This window comes from Burkholderia reimsis (assembly GCF_003294055.1).
Classification (GTDB): Bacteria; Pseudomonadota; Gammaproteobacteria; order Burkholderiales; family Burkholderiaceae; genus Burkholderia; species Burkholderia cepacia.
The window spans coordinates 114,795-129,349 of sequence record NZ_QMFZ01000008.1 but is presented as its reverse complement, the minus strand read 5'-3'; the positions used below and the strand labels follow the sequence as shown (position 1 = coordinate 129,349).

Annotated in this window: 15 protein-coding genes; 8 read left to right on the top strand and 7 right to left on the bottom strand. The window is 68.7% G+C overall.

Going from position 1 to position 14,555, the window contains the following annotated elements:
• Positions 1 to 98: 98 nt before the first annotated feature.
• Positions 99 to 743: a pyridoxamine 5'-phosphate oxidase gene (gene pdxH / locus DPV79_RS12380; RefSeq protein ID WP_059648862.1), complete on the bottom strand. Its 645-nt coding sequence runs from the start codon at positions 741 to 743 to the stop codon at positions 99 to 101.
• Between the two features lie 128 nt (positions 744 to 871).
• On the opposite strand from pdxH, the gene DPV79_RS12375 reads away from it, so the two are divergent.
• On the top strand, positions 872 to 1,729 hold the full coding sequence (locus DPV79_RS12375; protein WP_048024931.1) for a tRNA threonylcarbamoyladenosine dehydratase: 858 nt from the start codon (positions 872 to 874) through the stop codon (positions 1,727 to 1,729).
• Positions 1,730 to 1,867: 138 nt separating this feature from the next.
• On the opposite strand, the gene trxA is transcribed toward DPV79_RS12375, so the two are convergent.
• On the bottom strand, positions 1,868 to 2,716 hold the full coding sequence (gene trxA / locus DPV79_RS12370) for a thioredoxin (protein ID WP_059484357.1): 849 nt from the start codon (positions 2,714 to 2,716) through the stop codon (positions 1,868 to 1,870).
• Between the two features lie 52 nt (positions 2,717 to 2,768).
• Complete coding sequence (locus tag DPV79_RS12365) at positions 2,769 to 3,650, bottom strand: pirin family protein (protein WP_021162553.1); 882 nt, start codon at positions 3,648 to 3,650, stop codon at positions 2,769 to 2,771.
• 263 nt (positions 3,651 to 3,913) lie between these two features.
• On the opposite strand from DPV79_RS12365, the gene DPV79_RS12360 reads away from it, so the two are divergent.
• Positions 3,914 to 4,792, top strand: a complete 879-nt coding sequence (locus tag DPV79_RS12360) for an EamA family transporter (protein WP_027789271.1) — start codon at positions 3,914 to 3,916, stop codon at positions 4,790 to 4,792.
• A 72-nt stretch (positions 4,793 to 4,864) separates the two neighbouring features.
• On the opposite strand, the gene DPV79_RS12355 is transcribed toward DPV79_RS12360, so the two are convergent.
• Both DPV79_RS12355 and tsaE read right to left on the bottom strand, forming a co-directional pair.
• A complete protein-coding gene (locus DPV79_RS12355; RefSeq protein WP_042977130.1) occupies positions 4,865 to 6,391 on the bottom strand; it encodes an N-acetylmuramoyl-L-alanine amidase in 1,527 nt (508 codons plus the stop codon).
• Complete coding sequence (gene tsaE / locus DPV79_RS12350; protein WP_113045538.1) at positions 6,373 to 6,927, bottom strand: tRNA (adenosine(37)-N6)-threonylcarbamoyltransferase complex ATPase subunit type 1 TsaE; 555 nt, start codon at positions 6,925 to 6,927, stop codon at positions 6,373 to 6,375. The genes DPV79_RS12355 and tsaE overlap by 19 nt, the downstream gene beginning before the upstream one ends.
• 17 nt (positions 6,928 to 6,944) lie before the next feature.
• Between tsaE and queG the strand changes: the two genes are divergently transcribed.
• The 3 genes from queG to xerD all read left to right on the top strand — a co-directional run bounded on the left by queG (position 6,945) and on the right by xerD (position 9,650).
• Positions 6,945 to 8,168 carry a tRNA epoxyqueuosine(34) reductase QueG gene (queG, locus tag DPV79_RS12345; protein ID WP_113045537.1) on the top strand — a complete coding sequence of 408 codons (1,224 nt, stop codon included), beginning with the start codon at positions 6,945 to 6,947 and terminating at the stop codon, positions 8,166 to 8,168.
• 64 nt (positions 8,169 to 8,232) lie between these two features.
• Positions 8,233 to 8,700 (top strand): methylated-DNA--[protein]-cysteine S-methyltransferase, encoded by a 468-nt coding sequence (locus DPV79_RS12340; RefSeq protein ID WP_021162558.1) that lies wholly within the window; start codon positions 8,233 to 8,235, stop codon positions 8,698 to 8,700.
• Positions 8,700 to 9,650 carry a site-specific tyrosine recombinase XerD gene (gene xerD, locus DPV79_RS12335; RefSeq protein WP_021162559.1) on the top strand — a complete coding sequence of 317 codons (951 nt, stop codon included), beginning with the start codon at positions 8,700 to 8,702 and terminating at the stop codon, positions 9,648 to 9,650. The genes DPV79_RS12340 and xerD overlap by 1 nt, the downstream gene beginning before the upstream one ends.
• A gap of 48 nt (positions 9,651 to 9,698) precedes the next feature.
• Here xerD and DPV79_RS12330 read toward each other — a convergent pair whose 3' ends face one another.
• Positions 9,699 to 11,261, bottom strand: a complete 1,563-nt coding sequence (locus tag DPV79_RS12330) for a class I adenylate-forming enzyme family protein (RefSeq protein WP_113045536.1) — start codon at positions 11,259 to 11,261, stop codon at positions 9,699 to 9,701.
• Positions 11,262 to 11,522: 261 nt separating this feature from the next.
• Between DPV79_RS12330 and ybaK the strand changes: the two genes are divergently transcribed.
• Positions 11,523 to 12,014, top strand: coding sequence for a Cys-tRNA(Pro) deacylase (gene ybaK, locus DPV79_RS12325; RefSeq protein WP_042977134.1), 492 nt, complete (start codon positions 11,523 to 11,525; stop codon positions 12,012 to 12,014).
• A gap of 114 nt (positions 12,015 to 12,128) precedes the next feature.
• Positions 12,129 to 12,767: a glycerol-3-phosphate 1-O-acyltransferase PlsY gene (gene plsY / locus DPV79_RS12320; protein ID WP_059484351.1), complete on the top strand. Its 639-nt coding sequence runs from the start codon at positions 12,129 to 12,131 to the stop codon at positions 12,765 to 12,767.
• A gap of 79 nt (positions 12,768 to 12,846) precedes the next feature.
• On the opposite strand, the gene DPV79_RS12315 is transcribed toward plsY, so the two are convergent.
• Entirely contained in the window at positions 12,847 to 13,332 is a 486-nt protein-coding gene (locus DPV79_RS12315) for a YajQ family cyclic di-GMP-binding protein (protein ID WP_021162564.1), read from the bottom strand.
• Between the two features lie 137 nt (positions 13,333 to 13,469).
• Here DPV79_RS12315 and murB point away from each other — a divergent pair, with 137 nt between their 5' ends.
• Positions 13,470 to 14,519, top strand: coding sequence for a UDP-N-acetylmuramate dehydrogenase (murB, locus tag DPV79_RS12310; protein WP_113045535.1), 1,050 nt, complete (start codon positions 13,470 to 13,472; stop codon positions 14,517 to 14,519).
• The last annotated feature ends 36 nt before the right edge of the window (positions 14,520 to 14,555 follow it).

The following is a 14,555-nucleotide window of genomic DNA, read 5'->3' as shown; positions in this document are numbered from 1 at the left end:
AATCGAATACAGCCAAGTATCTTGACCGGCGCCCGCCGCTTGCGCGGCGGGCGCCCGGATGCAACACGAGACACGACCGGCGTGCGCCGGCGCCGCGCTTACGGCGACAGGCGCGAGATCGACCAGCCCGACGGCGTGTTGGCGTCGCGCGTATAGAGCAGACGGTCGTGCAGCCGCGACGGGCGGCCCTGCCAGAACTCGATCGAGTCGGGCACGAGGCGGTAGCCGCCCCAGTGGGGCGGGCGCGGCGGGTTGTCGCCGTAGCGTTCGCTGACGGCCTTTTCCTGCGCTTCGAGCGTCGCGCGGCTGTCGATCACTGCGCTTTGCTCGGACGCCCATGCGCCGATGCGCGAGCCGAGCGGACGCGACGCGAAATAGCGGTCGCTTTCCTCGGCGCTGGTTTTCTCGATCCGGCCTTCGATGCGCACCTGGCGCTCGAGCTCGATCCAGTAGAACAGCAGCGCTGCCTGCGGATGCGCGGCGAGGTCGTGCCCCTTGCGGCTTTCGTAATTGGTGAAGAAGACGAACCCGCGTTCGTCGACGCCCTTGATGAGCACGATGCGTGCCGACGGCCGGCCGTCGGCGCCGACGGTCGCGAGCGTCATCGTGTTCGGCTCGGGCAGCTTGGCGGCAAGCGCCTCCTTGAACCAGCGATCGAACTGGGCGAAGGGGTCGTGGGCGACATCGGCTTCGTCGAGCGAAGCACGCGAATAATTGATGCGGAGATCGGCGAGAGTCGTCATGTTATGCAAACGCTTCAATCTGGAACCATTGTAGCCAACGCGCAAGAAACGTGCGTGCACAGTGGCGCGGGCGAGCGGGGAGTTCAGGCAAAATAGAGGGCTGCACGACTTACGATTTCCTTGCTGCCATGTCCGTCGCCGACACCGCCCCGCCCAGTTCTTCTGATCTTACCCCGACCCCGGAAATCCAGCTTGACGTGGATCGCGCGCGGCGTTTCGGCGGCGTCGCGCGGTTGTACGGCGCGCCGGCCGCAGCCGCGTTCGAGCGCGCGCACGTCGCGGTGATCGGGATCGGCGGCGTCGGGTCGTGGGTGGCCGAGGCGCTCGCACGCAACGCGGTCGGCACGCTCACGCTGATCGATCTCGACAACGTCGCGGAAAGCAATACGAACCGGCAGATCCACGCGCTCGACGGCAATTACGGCAAGCCGAAGGTGGACGCGATGGCCGAGCGGATCGCGCTGATCGATCCCGCGTGCCGCGTGAACCGGATCGAGGATTTCGTCGAGCCCGACAACTTCGACGCGCTGCTCGGCGGCGGTTTCGACTACGTGATCGACGCGATCGACAGCGTGCGCACGAAGGTTGCGCTGATCGCATGGTGCGTCGCGAAGCGTCAGCCGCTCGTCGTGGTCGGCGGCGCGGGCGGCCAACTCGACCCGACGCGCATCCGGATCGACGATCTCGCGCTGACGATCCAGGACCCGCTGCTGTCGAAGGTGCGCGCGCAGTTGCGCAAGCAGCACGGCTTTCCGCGCGGGCCGAAGGCGCGTTTCAAGGTCAGCGCCGTGTATTCGGACGAGCCGCTGATCTATCCGGAAGCGGCCGCCTGCGATCTCGAGGACGGTGCGGAGCCGTCCGCGGCCGCGCACGTCGCGGGGCTCAACTGTGCGGGATTCGGTTCGAGCGTGTGCGTGACCGCGAGCTTCGGCTTCGCGGCCGCCGCGCATGCGCTGCGCGCGATCGCGGCGCAGGCCGCCGGCTGAGCGCGCGACACGCGGGCGTGGGCGCGATGCCGCAGCGCGTGATGCGCGCCGCATGCGATGCGGGGCTGTTGCGCAGTCGGGCCGTTACGTGGTCGGGCTGTTACGCAGCCGGGCCGTTGCGGCCCGGCCGGTCGTCCCTCAGTTGAGCGCCATGCTCAGCTTGCGCCGCCACCCGGCGACGAGGTCCGGGCGGTCGCCGGCCAGCTCGAATACCGAGATCATCGTGCGGCGGCCGAGATCGTCGCCGTACGTGCGGTCGCGCGTGACGATTTCCAGCAACTGCTCCAGCGCCCCTTCATACGCACGCCGCGCGATCAGGCTCTGCGCGAGATCGAAGCGCGCGTCGAGATCGGCCGGGTTGGCCGCGATGCGTGCTTCGAGTGCGTCGGTCGGCGGCAGGTCGGCCGTGGCTTCGAGAGCGTCGAAACGAGTCTTGATCGCCTGGTAGCGCGGGTCGCCGCCTTGCACGGTCTGCGGCGACAGGCGTTCCGTCTCGGCGCGCGCGGCGTCGACCTGGTTGCTCGCGAGCAGCAGTTCGATCAGGTCGAGGCGTGCGTCGTCGAAGCCGGGATTCAGCGCGAGCGCCGCCTCGAGGTGCGTGAGCGCGTCGTCGTGGCGCTCTTCGGCCATCGCGTATTGCGCGGCGCGCCGTTCGGCTTCCTCGGGGGCCGGCAGCAGCCGGTCGAGAAAGGCGCGCAGCTGGCCTTCGGGCAGCACGCCGACGAACTGGTCGACCGGGCGCCCGTCGGCGAACGCGATCACGTGCGGGATGCTGCGGGTCTGGAAGTGCGCGGCGAGTTCCTGGTTCTCGTCGACGTTGACCTTCACGAGCTTCCAGCGGCCTTCGTAGTCGCCTTCGAGTTTTTCCAGCAGCGGGCCGAGCGTCTTGCACGGGCCGCACCACGGCGCCCAGAAGTCGACCAGCACGGGGGCGTCCAGCGACGCCTCGATGACGTCTTTCTCGAATGTGGCAAGCGTGGTGTCCATGTCGTTCTCTTTCGTTCGAATGTCGTCAGGATGAGGGCGGAGCGCCCCTTTTTCAACGCGGCTTCGACTCGGGCAGCGGAATCCACTCGGTTTCGCCCGGCACCTTGCCCATTTCCTGGCGCGTCCATGCTTCTTTCGCGCGTTCGATCGCTTCGCGGCTGCTGGCGACGAAGTTCCATTCGATGAAGCGTTCGCCGTCGATCTTGTCGCCGCCGAGCAGCATCGCGCGCGCGCCGCTGCCGCTCGTCAGCGTGACTGCGGCACCGGGCGCGAGCACGGCCATCTGCTCGGCGGGCACCGGCGTGCCGTCGATCGCGAGCTCGCCGTCGACCACGTACACCGCGCGTTCCTCGTGCGATGCGTCGAGTTCGAGGCGGCCGCCGGCCGCGAATTCGGCTGCGACATACAGCGTGCGCGAGAACGTCGTGACCGGCGAGCGCAGCCCGAACGCATCGCCGGCGATCACCGTCAGCGACACGCCGTCCTCGTTGCGCTTCGGCAGCGTGTCGGCCGGATGGTGCTCGAACGACGGCTCGGTCGTCTCGTGCGCGCGCGGCAGTGCGACCCAGGTCTGGATCCCGTGCACGGTGTGGCCGTTTTCGCGCTGCGCGTCGGGCGTGCGTTCGGAGTGGACGATCCCGCGGCCGGCCGTCATCCAGTTCACGTCGCCCGGCACGATCTCCTGCAGCGATCCGAGGCTGTCGCGGTGCAGGATCGCGCCGTCGAACAGGTAGGTGACGGTGGCGAGACCGATGTGCGGGTGCGGGCGCACGTCGAGCCCCGTGCCGGGCGGCAGCGTGGCGGGTCCCATGTGATCGAAGAAGATGAACGGGCCGACGAGGCGTGCGGCGAGTGCGGGCAGCGTGCGGCGCACCTGCAGGTTACCGATGTCGCGCACGTGCGGCTTCAGCAGGGCTTTGATCGGGGCGGTCATGGCGGATCCTGTGGGGCGGCGGGGGAGATGCCGGTCATTGTACTGGCCGTCCGCCGCCGATTCCATGCGCGCCGCGCGGGTATCGGGCCGGGTGCCGAAACCCGGTAGACTGACCGGCTTCCCGGGAAAACGCCGGGCCGCCCCGGTATTTTTTGCCCCGCAGGCAGTTCCTTTTGGGGATCGCCTCCTCGGGCGCCTGGCGCGAAGCGACAGGGCTCGAGAGCACCTTGTACAACGATTCGACAATCGAGGAGACGCCGATGATGGCCCCGAAGGACTTGCTGCTTGCGCTGGTCGTGATCCTCGCGTGGGGCGTGAACTTCGTCGTGATCAAGGTCGGCCTGCACGGCATGCCGCCGATGCTGCTCGGCGCGCTGCGCTTCACGCTCGCGGCCGTGCCCGCCGTGTTCTTCGTGCGCCGGCCGCAGATTCCGTGGCGCCTGCTGGTGCTGTACGGCGCGACGATCCAGCTCGGCCAGTTCGTGTTCCTGTTCACCGGCATGTACGTCGGCATGCCGGCCGGCCTCGCGTCGCTCGTGCTGCAGTCGCAGGCGTTCTTCACGCTCGTGTTCGCGATGCTGTTCCTCGGCGAGCGGCTGCGCATGCAGAACCTGCTCGGGCTCGCGATCGCCGCGGGCGGGCTCGTCGTGATCGCGGCGCAGGGCGGCCGCGCAATGACGCTCGCGGGCTTTCTGCTGACGATCTGTTCGGCCGCGATGTGGGCGTTCGGCAACATCGTCACGAAGAAGGTCGGCCGGGCGAACCTCGTGTCGCTCGTCGTGTGGGCGAGCCTCGTGCCGCCCGTACCGTTCTTCCTGCTGTCGCTGTGGTTCGAAGGGCCGCAGCGGATCGCGACCGCGCTCGCAGGGCTGAACGGGGCGTCGATCTTCGCGGTCGTCTATCTCGCGTTCGTCGCGACGCTGCTTGGCTACGGGCTCTGGAGCCGCCTGCTGTCGCGCTATCCGGCCGCGCAGGTCGCGCAATTCTCGCTGCTGGTGCCGATCGTCGGCCTGGCTTCGTCGGCGCTGCTGCTCGACGAGCATCTGACGCGCGCGCAGCTGATCGGCACGGCGCTCGTGATGGGCGGCCTCGCGGTGAACGTGTTCGGCGGGAAACTGATGCGCCGCTTCGCGGCATCGTGACGCGCCGGCACGCACTGCGTGCCGGCGGCGGGGCGGGGTGGCCGAGTACGGCTGGATACGGCCGTCGGGCCGTCAGGCCATCCGGCTCTTCGCGAGCGGCGGATTCGCGGCGAAATAACGCTTGATGCCGCGGAAGATCGCGTCGGCCATCTGGTCGCGATAGCTGTCGTCGTTCAGCCGGCTCTCCTCTTCCGGGTTGCTGATGAACGCGGTCTCGACGAGGATCGACGGAATGTCGGGGGCCTTCAGCACCGCGAACCCGGCCTGTTCGACCGAGCCCTTGTGCAGCTTGTTGATGCCGCCGACTTCCTTCAGCACGTAGTTGCCGTAGCGCAGCGAATCGCGGATCTGCGCGGTCGTCGACATGTCGAACAGCGCGCGGTTCACGGCCGCATCCGCCGTCTTGATGTTGATGCCGCCGATCAGGTCGGACGAATTTTCCTTGTTCGCCATCCAGCGCGCCGCGGCGCTCGTCGCGCCGTGATCGGACAATGCGAACACCGACGAGCCGCGCGCGGACGGCGTCGTGAACGCGTCCGCATGGATCGACACGAAGAGATCGGCGCCCACGCGGCGCGCCTTCTGCACGCGCACGTTCAGCGGCACGAAGAAGTCGGCGTCGCGCGTCATCATCGCGCGCATGTTCGGCGCGGCGTCGATCTTCGCGCGCAGCTTCTTCGCGATGTCGAGCGCGATGTGCTTCTCGTACGTGCCGCCGCCGCCGATCGCGCCCGGATCCTCGCCGCCGTGGCCCGGATCGATCGCCACCGTCAGCAGGCGCACGGTGCCGCCCTTGCCGGATTTCGGTGCGGTGAACTTGTAGGTGTCGCCGTCGTCGTCGCTGTCGTCGCGGCGTGCGATGACCGGCGGCGGCTTGACGGCCGGCTTCGCGGGCGTCGAGGGCGTGCCGGCGGCGGGCGGCGTGTGCGGCGTGGCCGGCGTGTTCTGCGCGAAGCGCTGGAAGAACGCATCGCTGTTGTCGCCCGCGGCGGGCGGCGGGGTGCCCGGGCCGGCCAGCGTGGACGGCGGCTGCATCTGCTGCGCGCGCGCGGTGTCGTTGAGCGCCTGTTCCTTGCGTTCCGTCTGCGCGATCAGGTCGGACAGCGGATCGGGCGCGACGGCCGGATACAGGTCGAACACGAGCCGGTACTTGTACGCGCCGACCGGCGGCAGCGTGAACACCTGCGGCTTCACCGAACCTTTCAGGTCGAACACCATCCGCACGACGTGCGGCTGATACTGGCCGACGCGCACCGACTGGATCTGCGGATCGTTCGGCGCGATCTTCGACACGAGATCGCGCAGCGCCTGGTCGAGATCGAGGCCGCTCAGGTCGACGACGAGGCGGTCGGGACCCTGCAGCAGCTGTTGGGTATTCTGCAGCGGCTGGTCGGATTCGATCGTGACGCGCGTGTAATCGCGTGCGGGCCACACGCGCACGCCGAGCACCGAGGACGCATGCGCGAGCCGCGGCGCGACGAGACCGAGCACCAGCGTCGACGCGCCCGCGCGCAGGATCTGGCGACGCCGCCAGTTGTGCGTCGCGGTGGCCGCCGATTCGATCGAGCGGAACGGTTTGATCAACATCTTTCGAGACATGCCTTTCCTGAAGCGCTGTACGCCCGGACGGTGAGGACGCGGCCGTCGCCATCCACGTCGAGCGAGAAAACCAGATCGGGTACGCCGAGCAGCGTGCCCGCCTGTTGTGGCCATTCGACGAGGCAGATCGCGCTGGAATTGAAATATTCGCGAAAGCCTGCGTCGGACCATTCGGCCGGATCGTTGAAACGATACAGATCGAAGTGATAGACCTCGAGTTCCCCATCCTCGCGTTCGAGTGCGTACGGCTCGACGAGCGTATAGGTCGGGCTGCGCACGCGCCCCGTGTGGCCGAGGCCGCGCAGGATGGCGCGCACGAGGGACGTCTTGCCCGCGCCGAGGTCGCCGACCAGCTGGATCTGCAGCCCGTCGAACGCATGCGCGCGGGCGAGTTCGGTGCGCGCCGCGTCGAGCGCGTGCGCGAAGCGGGTGCCGAAGGCCTCGGTCGCCGCTTCGTCGGCGAGCGCGATCACGCGCTCCGCGAGCAGGGCGGGCAGCATGGCGTCGTGAGGCGGTTGGCTGGACGTGGCTGGCATTCTCGTAAAATAGTGCGATGAACCGATTACCGGAACTCGCCGCATCCGACAGGCCTTCGACTCGTGCCGAAGGCGCGGCACCGTGCGCGCTCGACGATGCGGCGTTGACTGCGCTCGCCGCGCGCATCAGGGCGTGGGGGCGCGAATTGGGTTTCGGGGCGATCGGCATCAGCGATACCGATCTCTCGGATGCCGAAGCAGGCCTCGCCGCCTGGCTGGAAGCCGGATACCACGGCGAAATGGATTATATGGCGAAACATGGGATGAAACGCGCGCGCCCGGCCGAACTTGTGGCCGGTACGCGACGCGTGATCTCCGCGCGGCTCGCCTATCTGCCGGCTCAAACACTCGTTGACGATGCGCCCGACGCACTCGTGCCGCACGACTGGCGTGCGCGCGAACGGTCCCGGCTCGACGATCCGCAGGCGGCCGTCGTGTCGATCTATGCGCGCGGCCGCGACTATCACAAGGTGCTGCGCAACCGGCTGCAGACGCTCGCCGAGCGCATCGAGCGTGAGATCGGCGCGTTCGGCTACCGCGTGTTCACCGATTCGGCGCCCGTGCTCGAGGTCGAGCTTGCGCAGAAGGCCGGCGTCGGCTGGCGCGGCAAGCACACGCTGCTGCTGCAGCGCGATGCGGGTTCGCTGTTCTTCCTCGGCGAGATCTACGTCGACGTTCCGCTGCCGACCGACGCGCACACGTCGCCCGACACCGCACCCGAGACGCCCGGTGCCCACTGCGGCAGTTGCACGCGCTGCATCGACGCATGCCCGACCGGCGCGATCGTCGAGCCGTACCGCGTCGACGCGCGCCGCTGCATCTCGTACCTGACGATCGAACTGAAAGGCAGCATCCCCGAGCCGCTGCGGCCGATGATCGGCAATCGCGTGTACGGCTGCGACGATTGCCAGCTCGTGTGCCCGTGGAACAAGTTCGCGCAGGCCGCGCCCGTCGCCGATTTCGACGTGCGGCACGGCCTCGACCGCGCGTCGCTCGTCGAGCTGTTCGCGTGGGATGCGGACACGTTCGACACGCGAATGCAGGGCAGTGCGATCCGGCGCATCGGCTACGAAAGCTGGCTGCGCAATCTCGCGGTCGGCCTCGGCAACGCGCTGCGCGCGGGCGAGGGCCGGCTTGCGCCGCAGGCGCGCGAGGCGATCGTCGACGCGTTGCGCGCGCGGGCCGACGATCCGTCGCCGGTCGTGCGCGAGCATGTCGAATGGGCGCTGCGTGCCGCGTGAAGGCGGCGTAAAGTGTCGTCGGCGCGCGGTGCTGCCGCGCGCATCCATCGGTCAGGAGAGGGCCATGTTCAATGCAGTCATCGACGCACCGTTCGGCAAGGTCGGCATCCGCACGGATGCCGCGGTGGTGCGCGAGATCGTCTATCTGCCCGAATCGGTGAAGCCGGTCGATCCGGATACGCCGCTCGCGAAGCGCGCGGTCAAGCAGATCGAACGTTACTTCGCGCGCGCGTCGGCGCGCTTCGACCTGCCGCTCGCCGAGGTCGGCAGCGCGTTCCAGCACCGCGTGTGGGACGTGATCAGCGATATCCCGCCCGGCACGGTGCTGACCTACGGCCAGGTCGCGAAGCGGATCGGCAGCGCGCCGCGCGCGGTCGGCCAGGCGTGCGGCGCGAACTACTTCCCGCTCGTGATCCCGTGCCATCGCGTCGTCGCGGCGGGCGGCCTCGGCGGTTTCGCGAACCACGACGACAACGGGTATTACCAGAAAGTGAAGCGCTGGCTGCTGGCGCACGAGGGCGTGCCGTACTGATGAGTGAATCGCTGATTTCCCCCGAAGCCGACGGCGATGCCGCCGCGGCGTCCCCCGCGCTGCTCGCGAGCCGCGCATCGATCGACGTGTTTTGCGATGCGCTGTGGCTCGAGCACGGGCTCGCACGCAACACGCTCGATGCTTACCGGCGCGATCTGGTGCTGTTTTCCCAATGGCTGGCCGCGACCCACGACACGTCGCTCGATTCGGTCGACGAAGCGATGGTGACGGGCTACATCGCCGCGCGCAGCGACGGCAAGGCGACGTCGTCGAACCGGCGCTTGTCCGTGTTCCGGCGCTATTACGGCTGGGCCGTGCGCGAGCATCGCGCGAGCGCCGACCCGACGCTGCGGATCTCGTCCGCGAAACAGGCGGCCCGGTTCCCGTCGACGTTGTCGGAGGCGCAGGTCGAGGCGCTGCTCGGCGCGCCCGATATCGGCACGCCGCTCGGCCTGCGCGATCGCACGATGCTCGAGCTGATGTATGCGAGCGGATTGCGCGTGAGCGAACTCGTGACGCTGAAGACCGTCGAGGTCGGGCTCAACGAGGGCGTCGTGCGGGTGATGGGCAAGGGCTCGAAGGAGCGGCTCGTGCCGTTCGGCGAAGTCGCGCACGGCTGGATCGAGCGCTATCTGCGCGATGCGCGGCCGGCGCTGCTCGGCGCGCGCGCGGCCGACGCGCTGTTCGTGACCGCACGCGGCGACGGGATGACGCGCCAGCAGTTCTGGAACATCATCAAGCGTCACGCGCTGCACGCGGACGTGCGCGCCCACCTGTCGCCGCACACGCTGCGGCACGCGTTCGCGACGCACCTGCTGAACCACGGCGCCGACCTGCGCGTCGTGCAACTGCTGCTCGGTCACAGCGACATCTCGACCACGCAGATCTATACCCACGTCGCGCGCGAGCGGTTGAAGACGCTGCACGCGCAACACCATCCGCGCGGTTAGCGCACGTTTCGCTGCGCAGGCTCCGGTGCGCGCACCGGCCTGCCTGCGTCAGACCAGCTCGCGCAGCTTGTGCTTCAGCACCTTGCCCGTCGATGCGGCCGGCAACGCGTCGAGGACGCGGATATGCGCGGGGCGCTTGTAAGGCGCGAGCCGCTCCGCACACCATGCGTGCAGCGCCGCTTCGTCGGCGGTCGCGCCGGGCACCCGTTCGACGAACGCGAGCACTTCCTCGTTGCCTTCGACCGCACGGCCGATGACGGCCGCCTGCACGACGTCAGGGTGCGCGTTCAGCACCTGCTCGACTTCGACCGGATAGACGTTGAAGCCCGAGCGGATGATCAGTTCCTTGCTGCGACCCGCGATCGTCACAGCGCCGTCCGCTTCCTGCCGCGCGAGATCGCCGGTGCTCAGCCAGCCGTCCGGCGACACGGCCGCGCGGGTGGCGTCCGCGTTGCGGTAGTAGCCGAGCATCACGTTCGGCCCGCGTACGCGAATCTCGCCGACTTCGCCGGGCGCCACGTCGGTGCCGTCCGGTGCGACGATCCGCATCTCCACACCGGGAATCGGCACGCCGACCGAGCTGTCGGTGCGCGGCGCGTCGAGCGGTGTCTGCGTGATCGTCGGGCTGCTCTCGGTCATTCCGTAGCCGTTGTGCAGCGGCACGCCATACAGGCGTTCGACGCGTGCCTTCAGGTTCGTGTCGAGCGGCGAGCCGCCCGAATACGCGAAGCGCAGGCGCGGTGCGTGCCATGCGTGGCCGTGCGTGTGCAGGTGTTCGAGCAGCTTCGCGTGCATCGCGGGCACGCCCTGGAAGATCGTGACGCCTTCGTCGGCGAGCGCGACGCGCACGGCTTCCGGCGAGAAGCGCGGCGCAAGCCGCAGCGTCGCGCCCGCGTACAGGCTGCCGAGGCAGACCGACGCGAGCCCGTACACGTGCGACACGGGCAGCACCGTATAGACGACGTCGTCGGGCGACACGCGGCGCAGCGCGCTCGACGTCGCCGCGATGAACAGCAGGTTGCGATGTGACAGCATCACGCCTTTCGGCGTGCCGGTCGTGCCGGTCGTGTAGATCAGTGCCGCGCATTGCGCGGCGCCGTCGGCGGCAACCGGCTCGCCCGGCGCGCTGGCGTCGACGCGATACGACCATGCGCCGATGTCGACCGGCAGTGAGCCGGCAACTGTCGCGCCGTGCCGCGCGGCATGCGTGCGCGCGTCGGGCGATACGTCGGTGGTGAACGCGATCAGCTTCGGGCGCGCGTGCGCGGCGATCGCGTCGAGTTCGCCGGCCGACAATCGCGCGTTCGACACGAGCGCCCACGCGTCGAGGCGGGCGACCGCGAACAGCAGCACGATCTGCGCGACGCAGTTTTCGGCGACGATCATCACGCGGTCGCCGCCTTGCACGCCGAGGCCGGCGAGCAGCGCGGCCGCCGCATCGACGGCTTGCGACAGGTCGCCGTACGACAGCTGGCGTGCGTCCTCGATCAGCGCCGGATGCCCGGGTGCCTGCGCGGCCCGGCGTGCGGGCACGTCGGCGATGCGGCGCGGCAGCGCGGCGAGCAGTGCATCGACGTCGAGCGGTTCGGAAGAACGGAGGGGCGAGGACATGGCGTCTCCAGAAAAGGGGCGGGCGGCGGCCGACGAGGTTGGCGAACGATCGTGCCATGACGGCGCTTGCGCCACAATCGGCCATTCGGGCAATAGCGCTTCGCGATGTCCGCAATGATGATGGACGGAATCGCTGCGGCGACGCAGCAGGCCGCCCGGCGGAAAACGGGCCGCGAGTATACCGTCGGCGCGGGTGTGAGGGCCCAAGCGCCCAAGGGCGCGATTGCGCGCCAGCCGGTCGTTCACCATTAAAATGCCGCCATGAGCAAATCCAGACACGTGTCCGAAACCCCTGCCACCCAGCTGTTGCGCCGCCACGGCGTGGCGTTCGGCGAGCATCCGTACGACTACGTCGAGCACGGCGGCACCGGCGAATCGGCGCGCCAGCTCGGCGTCGACGAGCACAGCGTCGTGAAGACGCTCGTGATGGAAGACGAGCATGCGAAGCCGCTGATCGTGCTGATGCACGGCGACCGCACGGTATCGACGAAGAACCTCGCACGGCAGATCGGCGCGAAGCGCGTCGAACCGTGCAAGCCCGAGGTCGCGAACCGCCATTCGGGCTATCTCGTCGGCGGCACGTCGCCGTTCGGCACGCGCAAGACGATGCCCGTCTACGTCGAGGAGACGATCCTCGAACTGCCGACGATCTACCTGAACGGCGGCCGCCGAGGCTACCTCGTCAGTCTCGCGCCGGCCGTGCTCACGTCGCTGCTCGGCGCGCAGCCCGTACAGTGCGCCAGTGTCGACTGAGGGTTTCACCTTCGTGGCACGCCGCGCCCGTTCGGTAGAATGGGCGCCGTTTCGGCTTGCGGGCTTGCCGCGCAGCCGTCCCTTTACCGATACGTTGAAAGAAGAGTCCACCGCATGCAGATCCTGCTCGCCGCCCTCGTTGCCTACCTGATCGGTTCGGTGTCGTTCGCCGTCGTCGTCAGCGGCGCGATGGGCCTGGCCGACCCGCGTTCGTACGGGTCGAAGAATCCCGGCGCGACCAACGTGCTGCGCAGCGGCAACAAGAAGGCCGCGATCCTGACGCTCGTCGGCGACGCGTTCAAGGGCTGGATTGCCGTCTGGCTCGCCCGCCACTTCGGCCTGCCCGACGTCGCGGTCGCATGGGTCGCGATCGCCGTGTTCCTCGGTCACCTGTATCCGGTGTTCTTCCGCTTCCAGGGCGGCAAGGGCGTCGCGACCGCGGCTGGCGTGCTGCTCGCCGTGCACCCGGTGCTCGGGCTCGCGACCGCGCTCACCTGGCTGATCGTCGCGTTCTTCTTCCGCTATTCGTCGCTCGCGGCGCTGGTGGCGGCCGTGTTCGCGCCGGTGTTCGACGTGTTCCTGTTCGGCACGGGCCACAACCCGGTCGCATGGGCCGTGCTCGCGATGAGCGTGCTGCTAGTGTGGCGTCACCGCGGCAACATTTCGAAGCTGCTGGCGGGGCAGGAGAGCCGGATCGGTGACAAGAAGAAGGCGGCCGCGGACGGCGGCGCGCAGGACGGCGGCAAGGCCTGAGAACGCGCGGCGCTTGCCGCACGCCGGGCGCGCCGCGTGTGCGGGGCCCGGCAGGATGACGTGACGGATCGTCGGGCGATCAGTCGCGGAAGTTGTTGAAGTCGAGCGGCGTGTCGGTCACGTCCTTGCGCAGCATCGCGATCGTGCTCTGCAGGTCGTCGCGCTTCGTGCCCGACACGCGCACCGCGTCACCCTGGATGCTCGCCTGCACCTTGATCTTGCTGTCCTTCACGAGCCGCACGATCTTCTTCGCGAGATCGCCGGTCACGCCCTTCTTCACGGTGACGATCTGCTTGACCTTGTCGCCGCCGATCTTCTCGACCTTGCCGTAGTCGAGGAAGCGCACGTCGACGTTGCGCTTGGCCAGCTTGCCGATCAGCACGTCCTTGACCTGGCCGAGCTTGAAATCGTCATCGGCGAACAGCGTCAGCTCGCGCTCCTTCTGCTCGACGCGCGCGTCGGAGCCCTTGAAGTCGAAGCGCGTCGAAATTTCCTTGTTCGACTGCTCGATGGCGTTCTTCACTTCGATCATGTTCGCTTCGGAAACGACGTCGAACGATGGCATGGCATTCCTCCCTTGAGATGCGGATGCCCGGCTCGCGCGCGGGCACTCGCTATAATTGCGGACTGTTTGCCATTTTACCGATGCCCCTCCGTTTGCCCAAGGCCGGCCATGCGCCGCCCGGGCGGACGTGACCGCGAATGCCGATGCCTCCTGACGATTCCGCCCTGTCGCTGCTTCCCGACCATCCACTCGCCGCGCACAACACGTTCGGCATTGCCGCGACCGCGCGCCTTGCCGCGCGCGTCACGCATGCGTCGCAATTCGAGGCGCTCCATCGCGACCCGCGCGTCGCGAACCTGCCGCGGCTCGTGCTCGGCGGTGGCAGCAACGTCGTGTTCACGCGCGATTTCGACGGTATCGTGCTGCTCGACGAAATCAAGGGCCGCCGCGTCGTGCGCGAGGACGCCGATGCGTGGTACGTCGAGGCCGGCGGCGGCGAGAACTGGCATGCATTCGTCGCATGGACGCTCGAGCACGGGATGCCCGGTCTCGAGAACCTCGCGCTGATTCCGGGTACGGTCGGTGCCGCGCCGATCCAGAACATCGGCGCATACGGTCTCGAGATGAAGGTGTATTTCGACTCGCTGGTCGCGGTCGAGCTGGCGACCGGGCGCAGCGAGCGCTTCGACGCCGCGCGCTGCGCGTTCGGCTATCGCGACAGTTTCTTCAAGCGGGAAGGGGCTGGCCGGTTCGCGATCGTGTCGGTGACGTTCCGGCTGCCGAAGCGATGGGCGCCGCGGCTCGGCTACGCGGACGTCACGCGCGAACTCGACGCCCGTGGCGTTGCACCCGATGCGGCCGCGCCGCGTGACGTGTTCGACGCCGTCGTCGCGATCCGTCGCGCGAAGCTGCCCGATCCGCTCGTCCTCGGCAACGCGGGCAGTTTCTTCAAGAATCCGGTGATCGATGCGGCGCAATTCGATGCGCTGCGCGCCCGCACGCCCGAGATCGTGTCGTATCCGCAGCCGGATGGCCAGGTCAAGCTCGCGGCCGGCTGGCTGATCGACCGCTGCGGCTGGAAGGGGCGCGTGCTGGGCGCGGCGGCCGTGCACGACCGCCAGGCGCTCGTGCTCGTCAATCGCGGCGGCGCGACGGGCGCCGACGTGCTCGCGCTGGCGCGGGCGATCCAGGCCGACGTGCACGCGCATTTCGGCGTCGAGCTCGAGCCCGAACCCGTCTGCCTGTAAGCGGGGTTTCGCACCGCTTTTAGCGGACCCGAACAA

Excerpts from the sequence above, each read along its gene's own strand:
- pdxH (WP_059648862.1), bottom strand. The coding sequence starts at position 743 with ATGACGACTCTCGCCGATCTCCGCATCAATTATTCGCGTGCTTCGCTC.
- DPV79_RS12375 (WP_048024931.1), top strand. The coding sequence starts at position 872 with ATGTCCGTCGCCGACACCGCCCCGCCCAGTTCTTCTGATCTTACCCCG.
- trxA (WP_059484357.1), bottom strand. The coding sequence starts at position 2,716 with ATGGACACCACGCTTGCCACATTCGAGAAAGACGTCATCGAGGCGTCG.
- DPV79_RS12365 (WP_021162553.1), bottom strand. The coding sequence starts at position 3,650 with ATGACCGCCCCGATCAAAGCCCTGCTGAAGCCGCACGTGCGCGACATC.
- DPV79_RS12360 (WP_027789271.1), top strand. The coding sequence starts at position 3,914 with ATGGCCCCGAAGGACTTGCTGCTTGCGCTGGTCGTGATCCTCGCGTGG.
- DPV79_RS12355 (WP_042977130.1), bottom strand. The coding sequence starts at position 6,391 with ATGTCTCGAAAGATGTTGATCAAACCGTTCCGCTCGATCGAATCGGCG.
- tsaE (WP_113045538.1), bottom strand. The coding sequence starts at position 6,927 with ATGCCAGCCACGTCCAGCCAACCGCCTCACGACGCCATGCTGCCCGCC.
- queG (WP_113045537.1), top strand. The coding sequence starts at position 6,945 with ATGAACCGATTACCGGAACTCGCCGCATCCGACAGGCCTTCGACTCGT.
- DPV79_RS12340 (WP_021162558.1), top strand. The coding sequence starts at position 8,233 with ATGTTCAATGCAGTCATCGACGCACCGTTCGGCAAGGTCGGCATCCGC.
- xerD (WP_021162559.1), top strand. The coding sequence starts at position 8,700 with ATGAGTGAATCGCTGATTTCCCCCGAAGCCGACGGCGATGCCGCCGCG.
- DPV79_RS12330 (WP_113045536.1), bottom strand. The coding sequence starts at position 11,261 with ATGTCCTCGCCCCTCCGTTCTTCCGAACCGCTCGACGTCGATGCACTG.
- ybaK (WP_042977134.1), top strand. The coding sequence starts at position 11,523 with ATGAGCAAATCCAGACACGTGTCCGAAACCCCTGCCACCCAGCTGTTG.
- plsY (WP_059484351.1), top strand. The coding sequence starts at position 12,129 with ATGCAGATCCTGCTCGCCGCCCTCGTTGCCTACCTGATCGGTTCGGTG.
- DPV79_RS12315 (WP_021162564.1), bottom strand. The coding sequence starts at position 13,332 with ATGCCATCGTTCGACGTCGTTTCCGAAGCGAACATGATCGAAGTGAAG.
- murB (WP_113045535.1), top strand. The coding sequence starts at position 13,470 with ATGCCGATGCCTCCTGACGATTCCGCCCTGTCGCTGCTTCCCGACCAT.